General features: G+C 74.4%; 18 protein-coding genes. 11 read left to right on the top strand and 7 right to left on the bottom strand.

The features are described from left to right. Positions 1-123 precede the first annotated feature (123 nt). Complete coding sequence (locus tag ACZ6ZI_RS30280) at positions 124-1,050, top strand: squalene/phytoene synthase family protein (protein WP_469526080.1); 927 nt, start codon at positions 124-126, stop codon at positions 1,048-1,050. Here the strand turns inward: ACZ6ZI_RS30280 and ACZ6ZI_RS30275 are convergent. Further along, positions 1,034-1,729: a transglycosylase SLT domain-containing protein gene (locus ACZ6ZI_RS30275; RefSeq protein ID WP_469526078.1), complete on the bottom strand. Its 696-nt coding sequence runs from the start codon at positions 1,727-1,729 to the stop codon at positions 1,034-1,036. The genes ACZ6ZI_RS30280 and ACZ6ZI_RS30275 overlap by 17 nt on opposite strands. 358 nt (positions 1,730-2,087) lie before the next feature. Beyond that, a complete protein-coding gene (locus ACZ6ZI_RS30270) occupies positions 2,088-3,152 on the bottom strand; it encodes a dihydrodipicolinate synthase family protein (protein WP_469526076.1) in 1,065 nt (354 codons plus the stop codon). A gap of 70 nt (positions 3,153-3,222) precedes the next feature. Here ACZ6ZI_RS30270 and ACZ6ZI_RS30265 point away from each other — a divergent pair, with 70 nt between their 5' ends. From ACZ6ZI_RS30265 to ACZ6ZI_RS30250, 4 genes are all read left to right on the top strand, one after another. Beyond that, entirely contained in the window at positions 3,223-4,242 is a 1,020-nt protein-coding gene (locus ACZ6ZI_RS30265; protein WP_469526074.1) for a LysR family transcriptional regulator, read from the top strand. A 78-nt stretch (positions 4,243-4,320) separates the two neighbouring features. Beyond that, positions 4,321-5,406, top strand: a complete 1,086-nt coding sequence (locus ACZ6ZI_RS30260) for an S-(hydroxymethyl)mycothiol dehydrogenase (RefSeq protein ID WP_363059720.1) — start codon at positions 4,321-4,323, stop codon at positions 5,404-5,406. Positions 5,407-5,494: 88 nt separating this feature from the next. Beyond that, the gene (locus ACZ6ZI_RS30255) at positions 5,495-6,259 is read left to right on the top strand and encodes a PIG-L deacetylase family protein (protein WP_469526071.1); all 765 of its coding nucleotides are present in this window, start codon (positions 5,495-5,497) and stop codon (positions 6,257-6,259) included. Between the two features lie 51 nt (positions 6,260-6,310). Next, positions 6,311-7,144: an enoyl-CoA hydratase/isomerase family protein gene (locus ACZ6ZI_RS30250; RefSeq protein WP_469526069.1), complete on the top strand. Its 834-nt coding sequence runs from the start codon at positions 6,311-6,313 to the stop codon at positions 7,142-7,144. Positions 7,145-7,163: 19 nt separating this feature from the next. On the opposite strand, the gene ACZ6ZI_RS30245 is transcribed toward ACZ6ZI_RS30250, so the two are convergent. Together ACZ6ZI_RS30245 and ACZ6ZI_RS30240 are read right to left on the bottom strand one after the other, a co-directional pair. After that, positions 7,164-8,063, bottom strand: a complete 900-nt coding sequence (locus ACZ6ZI_RS30245) for an SDR family oxidoreductase (RefSeq protein ID WP_469526067.1) — start codon at positions 8,061-8,063, stop codon at positions 7,164-7,166. 49 nt (positions 8,064-8,112) lie between these two features. Next, a complete protein-coding gene (locus ACZ6ZI_RS30240) occupies positions 8,113-9,279 on the bottom strand; it encodes a hypothetical protein (RefSeq protein ID WP_469526064.1) in 1,167 nt (388 codons plus the stop codon). A 417-nt stretch (positions 9,280-9,696) separates the two neighbouring features. Between ACZ6ZI_RS30240 and ACZ6ZI_RS30235 the strand changes: the two genes are divergently transcribed. From ACZ6ZI_RS30235 to ACZ6ZI_RS30215, 5 genes are all read left to right on the top strand, one after another. Continuing rightward, entirely contained in the window at positions 9,697-10,674 is a 978-nt protein-coding gene (locus ACZ6ZI_RS30235; RefSeq protein ID WP_469526061.1) for an NADPH:quinone oxidoreductase family protein, read from the top strand. Further along, positions 10,671-11,864, top strand: coding sequence for an acyl-CoA dehydrogenase family protein (locus tag ACZ6ZI_RS30230; RefSeq protein ID WP_363059708.1), 1,194 nt, complete (start codon positions 10,671-10,673; stop codon positions 11,862-11,864). The genes ACZ6ZI_RS30235 and ACZ6ZI_RS30230 overlap by 4 nt, the downstream gene beginning before the upstream one ends. Next, positions 11,861-12,973 carry an acyl-CoA dehydrogenase family protein gene (locus tag ACZ6ZI_RS30225; RefSeq protein WP_469526058.1) on the top strand — a complete coding sequence of 371 codons (1,113 nt, stop codon included), beginning with the start codon at positions 11,861-11,863 and terminating at the stop codon, positions 12,971-12,973. Before ACZ6ZI_RS30230 ends, ACZ6ZI_RS30225 begins: the two co-directional genes overlap by 4 nt. 81 nt (positions 12,974-13,054) lie before the next feature. Then, positions 13,055-13,426: a tyrosinase family oxidase copper chaperone gene (locus tag ACZ6ZI_RS30220; protein WP_469526057.1), complete on the top strand. Its 372-nt coding sequence runs from the start codon at positions 13,055-13,057 to the stop codon at positions 13,424-13,426. 58 nt (positions 13,427-13,484) lie between these two features. Further along, positions 13,485-14,351 carry a tyrosinase family protein gene (locus ACZ6ZI_RS30215; protein ID WP_363059702.1) on the top strand — a complete coding sequence of 289 codons (867 nt, stop codon included), beginning with the start codon at positions 13,485-13,487 and terminating at the stop codon, positions 14,349-14,351. A gap of 156 nt (positions 14,352-14,507) precedes the next feature. On the opposite strand, the gene ACZ6ZI_RS30210 is transcribed toward ACZ6ZI_RS30215, so the two are convergent. Both ACZ6ZI_RS30210 and ACZ6ZI_RS30205 read right to left on the bottom strand, forming a co-directional pair. Continuing rightward, positions 14,508-14,789: a chaplin gene (locus ACZ6ZI_RS30210; protein WP_469526054.1), complete on the bottom strand. Its 282-nt coding sequence runs from the start codon at positions 14,787-14,789 to the stop codon at positions 14,508-14,510. Positions 14,790-14,884: 95 nt separating this feature from the next. Next, entirely contained in the window at positions 14,885-15,223 is a 339-nt protein-coding gene (locus tag ACZ6ZI_RS30205; RefSeq protein ID WP_469526051.1) for a hypothetical protein, read from the bottom strand. A 138-nt stretch (positions 15,224-15,361) separates the two neighbouring features. Here ACZ6ZI_RS30205 and ACZ6ZI_RS30200 point away from each other — a divergent pair, with 138 nt between their 5' ends. Next, the gene (locus ACZ6ZI_RS30200) at positions 15,362-16,843 is read left to right on the top strand and encodes a carboxylesterase/lipase family protein (RefSeq protein ID WP_469526049.1); all 1,482 of its coding nucleotides are present in this window, start codon (positions 15,362-15,364) and stop codon (positions 16,841-16,843) included. On the opposite strand, the gene ACZ6ZI_RS30195 is transcribed toward ACZ6ZI_RS30200, so the two are convergent. Next, positions 16,812-18,230 (bottom strand): alpha/beta hydrolase, encoded by a 1,419-nt coding sequence (locus ACZ6ZI_RS30195; protein ID WP_469526048.1) that lies wholly within the window; start codon positions 18,228-18,230, stop codon positions 16,812-16,814. The two genes, ACZ6ZI_RS30200 and ACZ6ZI_RS30195, sit on opposite strands and share 32 nt — an antisense overlap. Positions 18,231-18,456: the final 226 nt, after the last annotated feature.

Below are 18,456 nucleotides of genomic sequence, written 5' to 3'. Positions count from 1 at the left end.
CCCACAGGAACCACGAGCCCACAGGAACCACGAGCCCACGGGAACCACGAGGCCACCGGGACCACGGGGCCCACCGGGCCCACGGGCCCGCAACGACCCACACCGTGCGAGGAGCAGCCCACCGTGCCCACCTGGCGCACCACCCTCACCCGCGCCGGCATCTCGGCGCCCGGGTTGCGCGAGGACTACACGCGCGCCGCGCGTCGCGTCCTGCGCAGGGACCCGGCCCCCTACGTCACCCTGCGCCTGCTGGCCGAGCCCTCGCTGGTGCCGTGGCTCGCGGCCGGGCTGGCCTTCATGAACCTGGTCGACGACGTCGCCGAGACCGGCACCCCCGCGCAGCGGGCCGCCGGACTCGCGGAGTTGACCGAACGGACCGAGGCGGCCCTGGTCACCGGGGACAGCCCGGACCCGCTGCTGCGGGCCTACGCGCACGCCGTGGCCACCCGGGGACTGCCGCACAGGTGGGTCACCCGGTTCCTGGAGGGCGCCGCCGGGGCCGAGGCGGCCTTCGACGGCTTCGCCGACGAGGCGGACTTCCAGGCGTACCTCGACGCCTACGCCTGGCCGGGGGTGCTCGTCTTCACCGGTCTGCAGTACCCGGGAGGCCCCGACGCCGCGCAGGCGCGGGGTTGGCGCGCCTTCGTGGACGCCGCCCAGCGGGTGGACTTCCTCGCCGACCTCGCCGGGGACCTCGCCGAGGGGCGATTGTGCCTTCCGCGTGCCCGCCTCGACGAGCACGCGGTGACCCGCGCGGACCTGGAGGGGGCCCGAGACACCCCCGCCGTACGGGGGCTGTTGGCGGCGGAGTGCGGGCGGGCCCGGACGGCCCTGGCGGCCGGCGCGGGGATCCTGGACCTCACCGAACCGGGACTGCGGCCGGTGGTCCGGGCCATGACCGAGCTGATGGAGCACCAGCTGACGGCCGTGGAGAAGGCGGGCGCGGGCGCGCTGCGCGAGGACGTCGGCTACGGGCTGGTGGCGCCGCTGCGGACCCTCCTGCGCGCCCGGACCGGGCGGACGGCCGCCAGGGTCAGTACGGCCCGTTGACGTTGTCGATCGAGCCGTAGCGGGCCGCGGCGTAATTGCAGGCCGCGGTGATGTTGGCGACGGGGTCGTAGGAGTCCATCGGCGTTCCGGGGACGTGATAGGCGCGGAACGTCGGGTCGATCACCTGGAGGAGGCCCTTGGAGGGAATTCCGGCGGCCGCGTTGGAGTCCCAGTTGTTGATCGCCATCGGGTTGCCCGAGGACTCGCGCATCACGTTGCGGTGGATTCCGTTGTAGCTGCCGGGAATTCCGTGCCGGCTCATGACGTCGAGGGACTCGCGGATCCAGCCGTCGAGGTTGTCGGGGTAGGCGTCGGCGGGCTTCGCGGCCGCCTGCGCCGCACCGGCGGCCTTCGCCGCCGCCCGCGGGGCCTTCGCGGCGGCACCGAGCGCCAGCTTGGTCCCGGGGCGGATCACCGACGGATTGTCCCCGACCACGCCCTTGTTGGCGGCGTACAGACCCTGCCAGCCGCCGGAGACGGAGTGCTCCGCCGCGATCTTCGAGAGGGTGTCTCCCGCGACCACGGAATAGGTGGTGGGCGCCGCCGCGGTCTCCACCGCTCCGGCCGGGTTCGCGCCGATCAACGGCAGGGCGAGGGCGGCTCCACCCGTTCCGGCGAGTGCCAGGCGGCGGGCGATCGGGTTCTGCTTCGGCCGGCGGTGCTTACCCTTTGCGGGCATGGCGCTGCTCCTCACGTGGGGGTACGGGAGAGCCCGGCGGCGGCCGGATTCGGCAATCGGCCGCCGGGAGTGAGGTGACCGTAGGCGAGTGTTCCGGGCCGGAACAAGACACGAATTCCACCCGGAGATCGACTTCCCGTGGATGCCCCCGCAAATGACCTTGGGGCGGTCCGCGCGAACAGGCCGATTCCCTTTCCGGTGAAAGGGAATCGGCCTTTTCGACGAAATGATGTTGATTACTTCGGTGTGACCCACATCATGGGTTCGGCGGGTTTGGTGAAGGGGACCCGCAATAGGGTCAATTCACTCTCCGATGCGCCCGATTCGGGCTACCGGTGCGATCGGATCAAAACGCCCATCAGGCACCATTCTGCTCGACCGTGCCGACCTCGTAGGCCTCACGGACCTCACCGACCTCACCGGCTTCCAGGACCTCCAGGACCTCCAGGGCAGCCGTCACGGCCGCCCCCGAGGCCGGCAGCAGCGGCAGGCGGACGTCCGGGGTCGGGATCAGGCCCCGGGCGTGCAGCACCCCCTTCGTCACCGCCGGGTTCGGCTCCGCGAAGGCCGCCGCCGAGAGTCGGGCCAGCGCGTGCCCCAGGGGTCGGGCCCGGGGGAGGTCGCCGACCCGCCAGGCCTCCACCAGCTCCACGAACCGCCGGGTCGCCAGGTGCGCCGAGGCGAGGATCCCGCCGCTCGCGCCCATCGCCAGCAACGGGGACAGGTAGGCGTCGTCCCCGGCCAGCACCGCGAAGTCGTCCGGCAGGTCACCCAACAGCGCCACCGTGTCCGCGTCGATCCCGCCGCCCGCGTACTTCATTCCCACGACCCCGGGCAGGGCCCCCAGCGCCCGCAGGGTCGTCGCGTCCAGCGACCGCGCCGTCCGGTAGGGGATGTGATAGACGATCAGCGGTACGGGGCTCACCTCCGCCAGCCGCGCGAAATGGGCCAGCACCCCCGCCTCGGAGGGCCGCACGAACGAGGGCACCGTCACCAGCGCCGCCCGTACCTCCGGCCGGCGCGCCAGCCGCGCGAGGGCCGCCTCGCCCGCCGCCGTGGAGGCGGCCCCCGCGCCCACGACGAGCGGAGCGTCGCGCTCCCGGCAGACGCGGGCGCAGACCTCCGTCACCGCCTCCCGCTCCGCCTCCTCCAGCGCGGCGCTCTCGGCGGTGGTCCCGAGCGCCACGATCCCGGACGCGCCCGCGTCGAGGACCCGGTGGGCGAGCGCCTCCAGCGCGTCCGCGGCCACGCTCCCGTCGGCGGCGAAGGGGGTGACGAGGGGGACGTGGATCCCGTCGAGGACCGGTGCGCCGGCCCGGCGGTCCTCGGCGTGCCGTGCGGGTCGGGCGTCGCGGGTGTCCCGTGCCTTCCGGGTGTCCCGGCTGTCTCGGGTGTCTCGGGTCTGCTGTGTGTCCTGTCGCATGGGACGAGCCTCGTCGCTCCCGAGCGTCGAATCCAGTTCGCTTTCCTTCATCGAACCGTAAGCTGAGCCGATGCTCGACGTACGCCGCCTGCGGCTCCTGCGGGAACTCTCCCGCCGCGGCACCATCGCCGCCGTGGCGGAGGCCCTGGCCTTCAGCCCCTCCGCCGTCTCCCAACAGCTCTCCGCCCTGGAGCGCGAGGCCGGTCTGCCCCTGCTGGAACGCACCGGCCGCACGGTCCGGCTCACCCCGGCCGGGCTGCACCTGGTCGGGCACGCCGAGGTCGTGCTGGAGCGGCTGGAGCGGGCCGAGGCCGAACTCGCGCAGGCGCGCAGCGGCCTGGCCGGGGTGCTGCGCGTCGGCGCCTTCCCCACCGCGACCCGGGCCATCGTTCCCGCGGCCCTCACCCACCTGGCCCGCCGCCACCCGGGGCTGGAGCCGATGGTCCGCGAGATCGACCCGGCGGGGGTGGCGCACGCGCTGCGGGCCGGGGAGTTGGACGTGGCCCTGGTCCACGAGTACGACTTCGTGCCCACGCCGGCGGAGCCGGGGCTGGCCACCCGCCCGCTCTACGTGGAGGCGATGTACCTCGCCGAGCCCGCGGGCGACCCGTTCGACGGCACGCCGGCCGACGGCGCACCGCTCGCGGGCCTCCCCGACCTCCCCGACCTCCCGGCCGACCCGCCGGAGCGGGACCCCGCCCCCGACCCCGCCCCCCTCCACCAGGACGCGGTGCTGCGCGCCCGGCGCGACGCTCCGTGGATCACCGCCACCACCGGCACGCTCTGCCACGCCATGACCGTACGGGCCTGCCAGGCGGCCGGGTTCACCCCCCGCGTGCGCCACCAGGTCGACGAGTTCGCCACCGTCCTCGCCCTGGTCGCCGCCGGGCAGGGCGTGGCCGTCGTCCCGCGCCTGGGGGTGACGGACCCGGCGGATCCCGCCGTCACCCTCACCCGCCTGCGCATGGAACGCCGTACGAAGATCGCCTGCCGCGCGGGCTCCGGCGGACACCCCGCCGTGGCCGCCTTCACGCGCGCCCTGCGGGCCGTCCTGCCACCCGATCCGGCCACGCCGCGCCCCGAGGCGTGACGCGACTCCCGCCCGGCGCGACGTCCGTGTACGTTCGATGATCCAGACCGATTCCGAACCTTCAGAGTGGGGAACGACGTGACACATCGCGTACGGGGCGTCATCGCGCGGAGCAAGGGCGCACCGGTGGAGACGACGACCATCCTCGTGCCCGATCCGGGCCCGGGCGAAGCCCTCGTCAAGATCCAGGCCTGCGGGGTCTGTCACACCGACCTGCACTACCGCGAGGGCGGCATCAACGACGAGTTCCCCTTCCTCCTCGGCCACGAGGCGGCCGGTGTCGTCGAGTCCGTCGGTCCGGACGTCACCTCGGTCGCCCCGGGCGACTTCGTCGTCCTCAACTGGCGCGCGGTGTGCGGCACCTGTCGGGCGTGCCGCAGGGGCCGTCCCTGGTACTGCTTCGCCACGCACAACGCCGTGCAGCCCATGACGCTGGAGGACGGCACCCCGCTCTCCCCGGCGCTGGGCATCGGGGCCTTCGCCGAGAAGACGCTGGTCGCCGCCGGGCAGTGCACCAAGGTGGACCCGGCGGCCTCGCCGGCCGCCGCCGGACTCCTCGGCTGCGGGGTGATGGCCGGCCTCGGCGCCGCCCTGAACACGGGCAACGTCGGCCGCGGTGACTCGGTGGCCGTGATCGGCTGCGGCGGCGTGGGCAACGCGGCGGTCGCCGGCGCGCGGCTCGCGGGCGCTTCGAAGATCATCGCCGTCGACCTGGACGAGCGGAAGCTGGAGTGGGCGCGCGGCCTGGGCGCCACCGACACGGTGAACGCGCGCACCGAGGACGTGGTCAAGGCGATCCAGGCCCTGACCGGCGGCAACGGCGCCGACGTGGTCATCGAGGCCGTCGGTCGGCCCGAGACCTACCGGCAGGCCTTCTACGCCCGCGACCTGGCGGGCACGGTGGTCCTGGTCGGCGTCCCCACGCCGGACATGAAGCTCGAACTCCCCCTCCTCGACGTCTTCGGACGCGGCGGCGCGCTCAAGTCCTCCTGGTACGGGGACTGCCTGCCCGAGCGGGACTTCCCGCTGCTGGTCGACCTCTACCTCCAGGGTCGCCTCGACCTGGACGCGTTCGTCTCGGAGACCATCCCCCTCGACGGGGTCGAGGAGGCCTTCGCCCGCATGGAGCGCGGCGAGGTGCTCCGTTCGGTCGTCACCTTCTGAGACCGCTCCGCCGGGGCCGCCGGCCCGGACCGGGGTCGGGCGGGGGCGTCGCCCGTCCCCGTCCGCCCGGTCGCCTATTGTGCGGTTCATGAGTGAAAGAGCTGACGAGCAGGCCCCCTTGCAGCCGATGCCCACCGACTGGGAGCGCGCCCTCGCGGTGGTGGCCCACCCCGACGACCTGGAGTACGGCTGCGCGGCGGCCATCGCCGACTGGACCGACGGCGGCCGCGAGGTCGTCTACGTCCTCGCCACCCGGGGCGAGGCCGGCATCGACACCGTCGACCCGGCGGCCTGCGCCCCGCTGCGCGAGGCCGAACAGCGCGCGAGCGCGGCGGTCGTCGGGGTGTCCACGGTGGAGTTCCTCGACCACCGCGACGGGATCGTCGAGTACGGTCTCGACCTGCGCCGGGACATCGCGGCCGCCATCCGGCGCCACCGTCCCGAGCTGGTCGTCACCCTGAACCACCGTGACACCTGGGGCGGTCAGGGGGGCGGCGGGGCCTGGAACACCCCCGACCACCGCGCCGTCGGCCGCGCCACCCTGGACGCGGCGGCCGACGCCGGCAATCGGTGGATCTTCCCGGAGCTGATCTCCGAGCAGGGCCTCCAGCCGTGGAACGGGGTGCGCTGGGTCGCGGTCGCGGGCTCCTCCACCCCCACGCACGCCGCCGACGCCGGGCCCGGCCTGGAGCGGTCGGTGAAGTCCCTGCTGGAGCACAAGGCCTACATCGAGGTGCTGACCGACCAGGACCCCGAGGAGTACGTACGGACCTTCCTGACGGGCAACGCGCAGCAGGCCGCGGCCCGCTTCGGCGGCCGTCCGGCGGTGCCGTTCGAGGTCTTCCCCCGCTGACCGGCCGGCCCTAGGCTGACGGTCCGTCAATTCCGGTCCGGGGGGCACGCGATGATCGACACGGTCACCACGGAGATCGCCGAGGGCGAGGAACGCCTGCGCCTGGAGGTCGCGGACGGGATCGCCGTCCTCACCCTGTGCCGCCCGGAGAAGCTCAACGGGTGGAGCTGGGAGTCCACCCGCCAGCTCGGCCTGCTGGCCGACCGGATCCGCTTCGACTCCTCCGCGCGCGTGGTGCTGCTGCGCGCGGAGGGGCGGTCCTTCTGCGCGGGCATCGACGTGACCGCGCCCGGCGGGGCCATCACGGGCGACTCCGCCGCGCAGCGGACCCGCAACTACTACGAGGGCATCCGCTGGGTCCACGAACGCTTCGCGGTCCTCTCCCGGTTGCCCCAACCCGTCGTCGCCGCGGTGCAGGGCCACTGCCTCGGCTTCGGCTTCGAGCTGGCCCTGATGGCGGACGTCCGCGTCGCCGCCGAGGACGCCGTCTTCGCCCTGCCCGAGGCCCGGCTCGGGGTGGCCGTGGACGCGGGCGGTGACCTGCGCGTCGCCCGGGAGGCGGGCGCCGGCTGGGCCAAGCTGCTGGCCCTGACCGGCCGCAGGATCGACGCCGCGACCGCGGAGCGGCTGGGCCTCGTCCAACTGTGCGTACCCGGAGCCGAGCTGGATGCCACCGCGCGCGCCCTCGCGGCCGAGATCGCGGCGAACGCCCCCCTCGCGGTGCAGGGGATCAAGAGGGCCGTCGACTCCTACGTCGACGCCGCCCTGCCCGCCGCCCTCGACGGGGTCGCCATGAACGCAGCCCTCACCCTCACCTCCGAGGACTGCCGGGAGGGGTACGGCGCCGGCGCGAGCCGCACGACGCCCCGCTTCAAGGGGGCCTGAGCAGCCCCGGCGACGGCCCCTACAAGGTGAACCGGCCGCGCCCCAGTTGCTCGCGCACCGGCACCACCTCGGGCTGGACCAGCGCCCTGCGCTGCCAGTTCGCCCCGTCGACGACCAGGGTGTGCCCGGTGACGAACCGGGCGTAGGGGGAGGCCAGGAAGGTCGCGGCCCAGCCCAACTCGCGCGGTACGCCGACCCGCAGGGCGGGCTGTCGGGCGGCGTGGTCCCCGCCGGGAGCGCGGGCGAGGCCGCCGCGGATGTCCTCGGTCATGTCGTCGTGCGGGAACAGTCCGGGCACCAGGGCGTTGATCCGGATCCCGTACGGGCCCCACTCGACGGCGAGCGTCTCCACCAGGTTCTTCACGCCGGCCTTGGCGGCGGCGCTGTGGGCGAAGCCGGGGCCGCCGGTCCACGCGTACGAGGCGCCCACGCTGACGATCGCCCCCGGTGTGCCGGCCGCGAGGTGGCGGCGGCCGAACTCGCGGGTGGCGAACCAGGTTCCGGTGAGCGTGGTGTCCACCACCGCCCGCCAGGCGTTGGGGGACAGGTCCTCCGCCGGGCAGGGGAAGTTGGCCGCCGCGCTGTTCACCAGGACGTCGGGACGCCCGAGCGCGCCCTCGGCGGCGTCGAAGACCTCCGCGACCCGCTCCGGGTCGCGGACGTCGCAGACGGCGGCGGCGACCGGGCCCGCGCCCGGCACCGCCGCCAACTCCGCGCGGGCGCGCTCCAGCCGCTCCGCCCGGCGGCCCGCGACGACCACGCCCGCGCCGAGCCGGGCGAACTCGGCGGCGATGGCCTTGCCCAGCCCGGTGCCGGCGCCGGTCACCAGGACCACCTGTCCCGCGTAGGTACCGGCGGGCAGGGCGGTGGCGCCGAGCGGGGGCGGCGCGGGCAGCCCGCGCGGAGTGTCGTCCGTCATGGGGCATCGATAGCGCGTGGAGGCCGAGATCTCCATGCCCCGGTCGGTATCAGCCCTGCGGGGCGTACGCCTGCCGGCTCGCGCAGTTCCAGACGAGGGGGCCGCCGGAGACCGTGCTCATGTCCCAGTAGGTGCCGCCGACGCGGTCGTCGTCGCTGACGGTGCGCGCGCTGCTGCGCGTGTACCGGTCCGCGCCGGCCGGGTGGGGCAGCGCGAGCGGGGCGCCCTTGCCCGACCAGAGGGCGGCCTGCGTGTACTGGGCGAATCCCTCCTCGAAGGTCATGGCGGTGCCGACGCTCACGTTGGTACTCGGGCTGATCGCCTCCAGCGTGAGCTGCTTGTAGCCCGCGACCTTGCCGGGGCTGGTGGGCAGGGCGTCGTAGGGCTTCTTCCACAGGGCGGGGGTGCGCTGCTGGTCGTCGCGCCAGCCGTAGTGCTCGTAGCCGACGACGCGGCCGTTGTTGTCGATGTCCCGCGCGTACGAGGCCCACGACCAGTGGCCCTCGTTCCAGATCTGGAGGCCGTAGGGCGGGTAGCCGCCGCCGGCGGGCCAGACGACGGGGAAGGTCTTGCTGACCGTCTCGTCGTTCGCGGCGTCGTAGTACTCCGAGTGCGCCGTGCCGACGATGTCGCCGCGCTTGTTGATGCCGCTCACGGAGACGACCCTGGCGCTCGGGTGCGCGTCCGCGGGGACGGGCAGCTCCCGGACCACCTTCCCGCCGACCCACTCCTTGGCGACGCCGTCGTCCAGGGCCACCACGTGGCCGGCGTCGTTGACGTTCGCCGTGCCGCTGCGCGTGGAGACGGCCGTGATCAGCTGCACCGCGGCCGCACCCTGCTGGTAGGTGAAGGCGGCGGTGGCGCGGTCCGAGGTGCGGGTGACCGTACCCACCATCAGGCCCTTGGCGTTGACGTCCGTGACCAGGCCCTCCTGGAAGCCCTCGGGGAGCGGTACGGCGTGCGGGGTGTGCTCGGGGCCGGTCCAGTAGACGGGCAGCCGTCCGCTGTCGCCCGCGACGAGCGAGTTCGCGCCGAAGGCGCGGGCCTCGCCGCCGCTGCGGCCCGGGAGGGAGGGCAGGACGTCGACGGACGGGGTGCACGCGGCGGGCGCGCCCGGCGTGGCCGCGGAGGCGGGGCCGGCGGCGGTGACGATCCCGGCGAGGACGACGGCCGCGGCGGCCGTGACGGCGGCCCGGCGGCCGAGGGTGTGGGTCATGGTGTGGATCCCCCTGAGAAGTGCGGGGGGCGCGCGTTCGTGCACCCGGAGCGGCGGTCGGCTCCGGGCGTGCTGTGACCCCCCGTGTCGTGTCATATGCCCTGTGGCAGCGGCTTGTTGATGTTATCCCCACGTTCCCGTGTTCACCCCTGGTTCACGCGTCCGATTTTCGAGCCCGGCGGCGTGCGGGAGCCGCCGCCCGGGCCGACCTCCGTCCCGCCGCCGGCCCCAGCGCCTGTCGTCGAACTCCCGCCTGCCCCGCGACGCCCGGCACGCCGAGAGCGCGCACCGGACGCCGCGGGCCGCCCTCCGGGCGACGGCGGGAGTTCGACGACGGGCCCTGGGGTTCCCAACGGAGCAAGCGACCGCTTAGTATGCCGCCGAGCGTGGTCCCTCGACGGCGGCTGGAGGCCCCGGATGCAGGCATGGCGAGTACACACCCTGGGAGAACCCCGAGAGGCCATGCGCCTGGAGGAGGTCCCCGAACCGGTGCCCGGCGAGGGCGAGGTGAGGATCAGGGTGCTCGCGGCGAACCTCAACTTCCCCGACGCCCTCCTCGTACGGGGCCAGTACCAGATCCGGCCGCCGCTGCCCTTCACCCCCGGCGTGGAGGTCTGCGGCCTCACCGACGACGGCCGCCGCGTCATCGCCAACCCCAGCCTGCCCCACGGCGGCTTCGCCGAGTACGTCGTCGCCCCCGGACGGGCGCTGCTCCCCGCACCCGAATCCCTGGACGACGCCGAGGCCGCCGCCCTCCACATCGGCTACCAGACCGGCTGGTTCGGCCTGCACCGCCGCGCCCGCCTCCGGGCCGGCGAGACCCTCCTCGTGCACGCCGCGGCCGGCGGCGTCGGCAGCGCCGCCGTCCAGCTCGGCAAGGCCGCCGGAGCCACCGTCATCGGGGTCGTCGGGGGCAAGGCCAAGGCGCGCACCGCCGAGGAACTCGGCTGCGACCTGGTCGTCGACCGCACGACCGAGGACGTCGTTTCCCGGGTGAAGGAGTTCACCGGCGGCCGCGGCGCCGACGTCGTGTACGACCCCGTCGGCGGCGACTCCTACACCGCCTCCGCCAAGTGCGTGGCCTTCGAGGGCCGCATCGTCGTCGTCGGCTTCGCCGGCGGCACCGTCCCCACCCCCGCCCTGAACCACGCCCTCGTCAAGAACTACTCCATCCTCGGCCTGCACTGGGGCCTCTACGCCGCCAAGGACCCGGCCGCCATCGCCGCCTGCCACGGCGAACTGACCCGCCTCGCCGCCGAAGGGGTGATCAAACCCCTGATCAGCGAGACCATCGCGCTGCCCGCCGTCGCCGACGCCGTGCAGCGCCTCGCCGACGGTGCCACCACCGGCCGACTGGTCCTCGTCCTGCCCCGGGAGCGGGGGACCGCCCGATGACCGCGACCACACCCGAGGCCCTCCTCGCCCGCGTACGGGACCTGCTCGCCGCGCACCCGCCCGCGACCACCCCCCGCGCCGACTTCCTGCGGGCGCGCTTCGACGCCGGACTCGCCTGGGTGCACTTCCCCGAGGGCCTCGGCGGGCTCGACGCCCCCCGCACCCTCCAGGCCGTCGTGGACGCCGAACTGGAGGCCGCCGAGGCCCCCGACAACGACCCGCGCCGCATCGGCATCGGCCTCGGCATGGCCGCGCCCACGATCCTCGCCTACGGCACCGAGGAGCAGAAGCGCCGCTTCCTGCGCCCCCTGTGGACGGGGGAGGAGGTCTGGTGCCAGCTCTTCAGCGAACCCGGCGCCGGATCCGACCTCGCGGCCCTCGCCACCCGAGCCGTGCGCGACGAGGACGACGGCGACTGGGTCGTCGACGGGCAGAAGGTGTGGACCTCCAGCGCGCACACCGCCCGCTGGGCCATCCTCATCGCCCGCACCGACCCCACCCTGCCCAAGCACCAGGGCATCACCTACTTCCTGTGCGACATGCACGCCCCCGGCGTCGAGGTCCGCCCCCTGCGCCAGATCACCGGCGAGGCCGAGTTCAACGAGGTCTTCCTGACCGGCGTCCGCGTTCCCGACGCCCACCGCCTCGGCGCCGTGGGCCAGGGCTGGGCCGTCGCCCGCACCACCCTGATGAACGAACGCGTCGCGATCGGCGGCATGCGCGTCCCCCGCGAGGGCGGCATGATCGCCCCCCTCGCCGCCACCTGGCGCGAACGTCCCGAACTGCGCACCCACGCCCTGCACCAGCGCCTGCTGGAACTGTGGGTCGAGGCCGAGGTGGCCCGCCTCACCGGCGAGCGGCTGCGCCAACAGCTCGCCGCCGGCCGACCGGGCCCCGAGGGCAGCGGCATGAAGCTGACCTTCGCCCGCCTGAACCAGGAGATCAGCTCCCTGGAGGTCGAACTCCTCGCCGAGGAGGGCCTGCTGTACGAGGACTGGACGATGCGCCGCCCGGAGATCGTCGACTTCACCGGCCGCGACGCCGGGTACCGCTACCTGCGGGCCAAGGGCAACAGCATCGAGGGCGGCACCAGCGAGATCCTCCTCAACATCGTCGCCGAACGCGTCCTCGGGCTGCCCGCCGAACCCCGCGACGACAAGGACACCCCGTGGAAGGACCTCCTGCGATGACGGCACCGGTCGACCTGCTCTACTCCGAGACCGAGGAGGAACTGCGCTCCGCCGTACGGTCCCTGCTCGCGGACCGCTGCGCCCCCGCGGACGTGCTCGCCCGCGCCGAGACCGGCGACCCCTACGACGCCGTCCTCTCGCGCACCCTCGGCGCCGACATCGGCGCCGCCGGGCTCCTCGTGCCCGAGAAGCTCGGGGGCGCGGGCGCCGGCCACCGGGAGGCCGCCGTGGTCCTGGAGGAACTGGGGCGGGCCGTGGCCCCCGTCCCGTACCTGACGGGTTCCGTCCTGGCCGTCGAGATCCTGCTGGGCTGTGACACCACCGCCCCCGACACGGCCGCCCTGCTCCGCGAGATCGCCGCCGGCCTGCGTACGTGCGTCCCCGCCGTCCCCCTCACCCTGGCCCCCGGCGCGCCCCTGCCGCGCCCCGTCCACGACACCGGCGACGGACGGCTGACCGGCACGGTGACCTCCGTCGCCGACGCGCGCGCCGCCGACGTCCTGCTGGTCCTCGCCGACACCGGACTGCACGCCGTCCCCGCCGAGGCGCTCACCCTCACGCCCGCCGTCCCGCTCGACCTGACCCGCCCCCTCGCCCGCGTCACCCTCGACGGGGCCCCCGGAACCCGGCTGGCGGACGCCGCCACCGCCCGCGCCGCCCTCGCCGGAGCACTGCTGTCCGCCGCCGGGCTGCTCGCCTCGGAGCAGCTGGGCATCGCCGAGTGGTGCCTCACCGAGACCGTCACCCACCTGCGCGCCCGCCACCAGTTCAACCGCCCCCTCGGCTCCTTCCAGGCCCTCAAGCACCGGCTGGCCCGCCTCTGGCTCGACGTGGCCTCCGCCCGCGCCGCGGCCCGCGCTGCGGCCGACGCCCTCGCGACCGGAGCCCCGGACGCCCCGCTCACCGTCGCGGTCGCCCAGGCCCACTGCTCCGGGGTCGCGGTCCGCGCGGCCGAGGAGTGCGTACAGCTCCACGGCGGCATCGGCATGACCTGGGAACACCCCGCGCACCTGTACCTCAAGCGGGCCAAGGCCGACTCCCTGGCCCTGGGCACCACCGGCCACCACCGCGGCCTGGTTGCGGACTTCGCGGAGCTTCCCGCCCCGTAGCTCCCCGCCCCGTGGAGGTGACCTCGCCCCGTACCCCGCGTTAGACCCCGTAGCGCGGACCAATCGAGCGAGGGAGACCGTATGCGCACCGCATCCGTCGTCGCACCACCGACCCGTCGCGCGGTCCTGCGGGCGGCCTTCACCGCGGCCGTGCTCGCCGGCACGGCCGCGGCCCTGGGCCCCGTCCTGCGGGCCCGGCGGCCCCGGCAGACGCTCACCCCGGCCCCGCTCGCGGAGGAGAGCTACCGGGGCCGGCACATCAGCGTCGACCTCGCGACCGCGGCGGTCCGCATCGACGGCCGTCCCCTGCACGTCATGCGCCGCGCCGACGGCAGCTACCTGAGCGGGATCAACCACTTCGAGTCCTACGCGACCCCCATGGAGCTGGCCCGCGCCGCCGTCGACGAACTCGGCACCACACAGCTGGCCCTCGCGGCCCCCCACCACGGCTGACGGACCGGCCGACCGGCCGGGAGGCCGGCCGGCGGGCCCGCACGGGAGGAGCCCCGCCTTGTACACCCGGCAGAACCAGCGGAACCTGACCAGCGCGCAGAAGAAGCGCTTCACGGCGGCCGTCCTCGCACTCAAGCGCGACGGCACGTACGACGCCTTCGTGCGCACCCACGACAGGTACTTCGTCCCCGACCGGGACCGCAAACTGCGCGTGGGACACATGTCCCCGTCGTTCTTCCCCTGGCACCGGCGCTACCTGCTGGAGTTCGAGAAGCTGCTGCGGGCCGTCGACCCCGGGGTGTCCATCCCCTACTGGGACTGGACCGCCGACCAGAGCCCGGTCTCCTCCCTGTGGGCCGAGGACTTCCTCGGCGGCACCGGCCGGGCGAGCGACCGCAAGGTCATGACCGGCCCCTTCGCCCACGACACCGGCAACTGGACGATCACCGTGGGCGTCTCCGAGGCCCGCTTCCTCACCCGCAACCTGGGCCGGCCCGCCAACCCCATCGCCCTGCCCACCGCCGCCGAACTCCAGTGGGCCCTCGACGACCCGGTCTACGACGTCTCGCCCTGGGACTCCACCGCCACGGCCGGGGGCTTCCGCAACCGGTTGGAGGGCTGGGCCGCGCCCAAGAGCGAACGCTGGCGCAACCACAACAAGGTCCACCAGTGGATCGGCGGCCACATGACGGGCGGCACCGCCCCCAACGACCCGGCCTTCTGGCTGCACCACGCCTTCGTCGACCTGCTCTGGGACCGCTGGCAGCAGCGGCACCCCGACTCCGGCTACCTGCCCGCCGCGCCCCTGGCCTACGGAGACCTCCAGCGCGGCCGGGTGATCGCCCTCGACGAGCCGATGCCCCCGTGGGACGTCACCCCGCGCGAGATGCTCGGACACCAGGGCGTCTACCGCTACGAGGCGTAGCCCCCGCTCCCCCCGCCGGTTCCCCCGGGCCCGCCGGTCCCCGGGTCCACCCGGGGCCCACGGGCACGCCGGAACGGGCACGCGGGAGCGGGAACGGGCACGCGGAAAGGCCCCCGCCACAGGGCGGGGGCCTCGTGCCCGCAGGCGTGCGGTCGATCAGCCGCCGTAGCCCTCGGTGTGGTGGTCGCCACCGTGACCCGAGGCGTTCACGCAGGTGTTGCCGAACGCGGGGTTCAGCAGGCCGACCACGTTCACGGTGTTGCCGCAGACGTTGACCGGGACGTGGACCGGAACCTGGACCAGGTTGCCGGACAGGACACCGGGGGAGCCGACCGCCGCACCGTGCGCTCCGGCATCGGCAGCCGCCAGACCCGCACCGGCCGCCAGGGCGCTACCGGCGGCAGCGGTGATGACGAATGCCTTCGCGATACGCGACATCAAGATCTCCTCCTGAGACGTGGGCGCCGCACTCTTCTGCGGCGTTCGACATGGCATACAACGCGGGGACCGTCGAGTGGTCACGGCCCGTGCGCCTACCCGGTGAATCGGATCGAGGCGAAGTACGGCCGCACCTGCGCGACCGACCCCGGCGCCAGCCGCGCCACGGCCGGGCCCGCGCAGCGCGGCTCGCGGTGGAAGGTGGCCGTGGCCCGGGTCTTGTTGGTGACGGCACGGGTACCGCCGCCCTCGGCCTCGACGCAGCCCTTCGGGGAGGTCACCCCGTGGACCCGGTCGTCCTGGCCGACGTACTGGAACGCGGGCCCGCCGGCCGGGGCGGGGCCCGCGGCGCCGACGGCGCCGGCCGCCAGCAGCAGGACGGACAGGCCCCGCAGCGCGCGCGGTGCGGGGCGGGAGAAGAGAGTGGCTCGCATGCCGGTCCAACCCGGCCCGCCCCCGAGGGGGTCACGCCTTGTCACCCCCGGCACGGCTGTGCGAACGTGCGAGGGAGGCGCCGGCCGCGCGCGGCCGCCCCGCCCCGCACGACCGGCACCGGATCCAGGAGCACAGGCATGAGCGCAGCGGGCGGCGACCGCCCCCGGGTCGACACCCGGTACGGCACGGTGGAAGGCCGGTGGGGCGCCGACGGGAGCGCCGTCTTCCGGGGCATCCCCTACGCCGCCGCGCCCGTCGGCGCCCGCCTCTTCGCCCCGCCCGCGCCCCCGGCCGCCCGGGACGACGTACGCGACGCCGGCGCGTTCGGGCCCACCGCGCCCAAGGTCCCCTACCCGCCGACCTTCGCCGCGCTGCTGCCCGACCCGGTGGTCGAGGGCGACGACTGCCTGAACCTCAACGTGTGGACCCCCGCCCCGGACCCCGGGGCACGCCGACCCGTCATGGTGTGGATCCACGGCGGCGCCCACACCCGGGGCTCCTCCGCCGTCCCCGTCTACGACGGCGCGGCCTTCGCCCGCGACGGCGTCGTGCTCGTCTCGATCAACTTCCGGCTCGGCGTCCTCGGCTACGGCCTCTTCCCCGACGCGCCCGCCAACCGGGGCCTGCTCGACCAGATCGCCGCCCTCGAATGGGTCCGCGACAACATCGCGGCCTTCGGCGGTGACCCCGGGCGGGTCACCGTCTTCGGCGAGTCCGCCGGAGCGATCAGCGTCGGCGCCCTCCTGGCCGCCCCCCGCGCGGCCGGCCTCTTCCACCGGGCCGTCCTGCAGAGCGGCGCCCCCGAGGCGCTGCCCCGCCGGGGGGTGCGGACCATGGTCCGCAGGATGGCCGCCCTGCTCAAGGTGCCCGCCACCGCCGCCGCCTTCGCCGCCGCCGGCACCGAGGCGCTGCTCACCGCCCAGGCGGCGGTGCTGCGCCGGTCCTCCCCGCTGCTCGGCACGGCCGCCTTCGGCCTGGTCGAAGACCCCGACACGCTGCCCGTCGACCCGCTGCGGGCGGCCGCGCGGTCCCGGGTGCCGCTGCTGGTCGGCTGGACCTCCGAGGAGTACCGGCTGTGGCTCGCGCCCACCGGCGGGATGCGGACCATGGACCGGCTCGGCCCGCTGACCGTGGAGCTGGCCCGCGCCCGCAGCGGCAAGGACCGGGCCGCCGTACGGGACCTGCGGGCCGCCCTGCCCGACGCCGGACCGGCGGACCTCGCCGGACACCTGATCACCGACCGGCTGTTGCGCGATCCGCTGCGCCGGCTCGCGGGAGCCCCGCGGTCGGCGCCGAGCCACCTCTACGAGTTCCGTTGGCCCAGCGGCGTACCGGGTCTCGGGGCCTGCCACGCCCTGGAGTTGGGCTTCGTCTTCGACACCCTCCGGGTGCCCGAGGCGTCCTGGCTCGCCGGCCCCGACGCCCCGCAGTGGCTCGCCGACGAGATGCACGCGGCCTGGGTGGCCTTCGCCGTGGACGGCGACCCGGGTTGGGCCCCTTGGGACGGCGCCGGCCCGCCGAAGGCGTTCGGCGGGCCGGGGCACGAGGGGGGACCGGGGCGACGGTCGGAGGCGGGGGTGCCGCTTCCTACTCGACGGGGCCTTCCATCACCTGGCTGATGAACTGGATGGGACCCTCGCCCATGTTCGGCACGTAGGTCTTGGCGTTGTGCTGGCCGCCCGGGATCACGCGCAGGCTGGTGTGGACCGGGCCCTTGGTGAAGGTCTGGACGAACTTCTGCACGTCCGGGAGCGTCTTCTTGTTGTTCTCGTTGTCACCGACCTGGAAGGCCAGATAGACGTCCGGGCCCTTCTTGTCGATGAGCTGCTTGGCCAGCAGCTCGGGGTTGTTCTCGGCCTTCTCCTTCTCGTGGCCCTTCCACAGGGAGGAGTCCGGGACGATGTCCGGGCCGGAGGCGATCACGGCCTTGAACTTGTCCGGGTGCTTCAGCACGGCCTTCAGACCCGCGAACCCGCCCGTGGAGGAGCCCATGAAGGCCCAGCCGTCACGGGACTTGACGGTGCGGAAGTTCTCCCGCATCAGGTCGGGGACGTCCTCGGTGAGCCAGGTGCCCATCTTGGGCTGACCGGGGATGTCCGAGCCGTCCCAGTAGATGCCCTTGTCGTCGGGGGCCGGGTTCAGCACGGGCATGGCGAGGATGAAGGGCTTGCTCTTGCCCTCGGCGTACCACTTGCTGATGCTGGTCTGGAGACCGAGGTCGGTGCCCATCCAGTAGTTGTTGGGGAAGCCCGCGCCGCCCGGCAGGGCGATCATGACCGGGAAGCCGCTCTTGGCGAACTTCGGGTCGTTGTACTCCTTGGGGGCCCACACCCAGACCTTGCCGGTGAAGCCGGACTTCTTGCCGGTGACCGTGGTGACGGCCACGTGGGTGCCGTCGTTCAGGGTCATCGAATTCTTGAAGTCGGCCTGCGGGCCGGTCGGCATGAGCATCTTCGAGTTGGGCGCGGACTTGGCCGCGCCGCCCTTGCCGTCGGGCGTCTTGCCGAAGGACACGGCCTTGCCCTTGTCGGTGAACGGCGGTATCTCGAAGTGGTTCATCACGAGCGCGGCGGCGCCCGCCAGGGCCAGCACGGTGCCGCCGGCTATGAGCCAACGCTTGACCTTGGACTTGCGGCGCGGCGGCTCCTGACCGTACGGGTCGTAGGGCTCGTACGGCTGCTGCTGCGCGTCGTGGGGCCGGTACTGCTCGTGCTGCCGCGGGTCGAAGAGCGGCTGCTGCTGCGTGGCCTGCTCACCGCGCTGCTCCCGGTAGGAGTCCGACTGCGGCGGGCGGGGCGGCTGTCCGTACGGCGGCGGGGCCTGCTGCGGCTGCCGGCCGTAGGGGCCCGGCGGCGGGGGCGGCGGCTGGCCCTGCGGCGCGTAGGGGGGTCGCCCCTGCGCCGGTCCGGACGGTCGGTCCTGCGGGCGGCCGTGGGGCGGCTGCTGAGGGTACTGCCCTTCCGGCCGGCGCGGCGGCTGGTACTGCCCTTCGGGTGAGTGAGACATGTGCGGTGGCTCTCCGGCTGTTGCCGCCCCGTCGGGCGTGTGGACTGCTTCCGTTCGAATGATGAACGAAACGCCCCTCGGGTTCCCAATTTTTCCTTCTCTTGGGATCTCGTAGGGGAGCCCATGACCCGAGCGCCGAACGGCGGTCCGCGCCGCACCGCTCGCGACCCGCCTCCCCGGCCCGCGACCCCCCGCCCCGGTCCTCCTCGGCCGGGCGCGAGGGCGC

The sequence above is a fragment of the Streptomyces sp. NPDC103540 genome, assembly GCF_055584445.1.
Note: the sequence above shows the minus strand (reverse complement) of the source record. Positions and strands in the feature narration are given on the sequence as shown.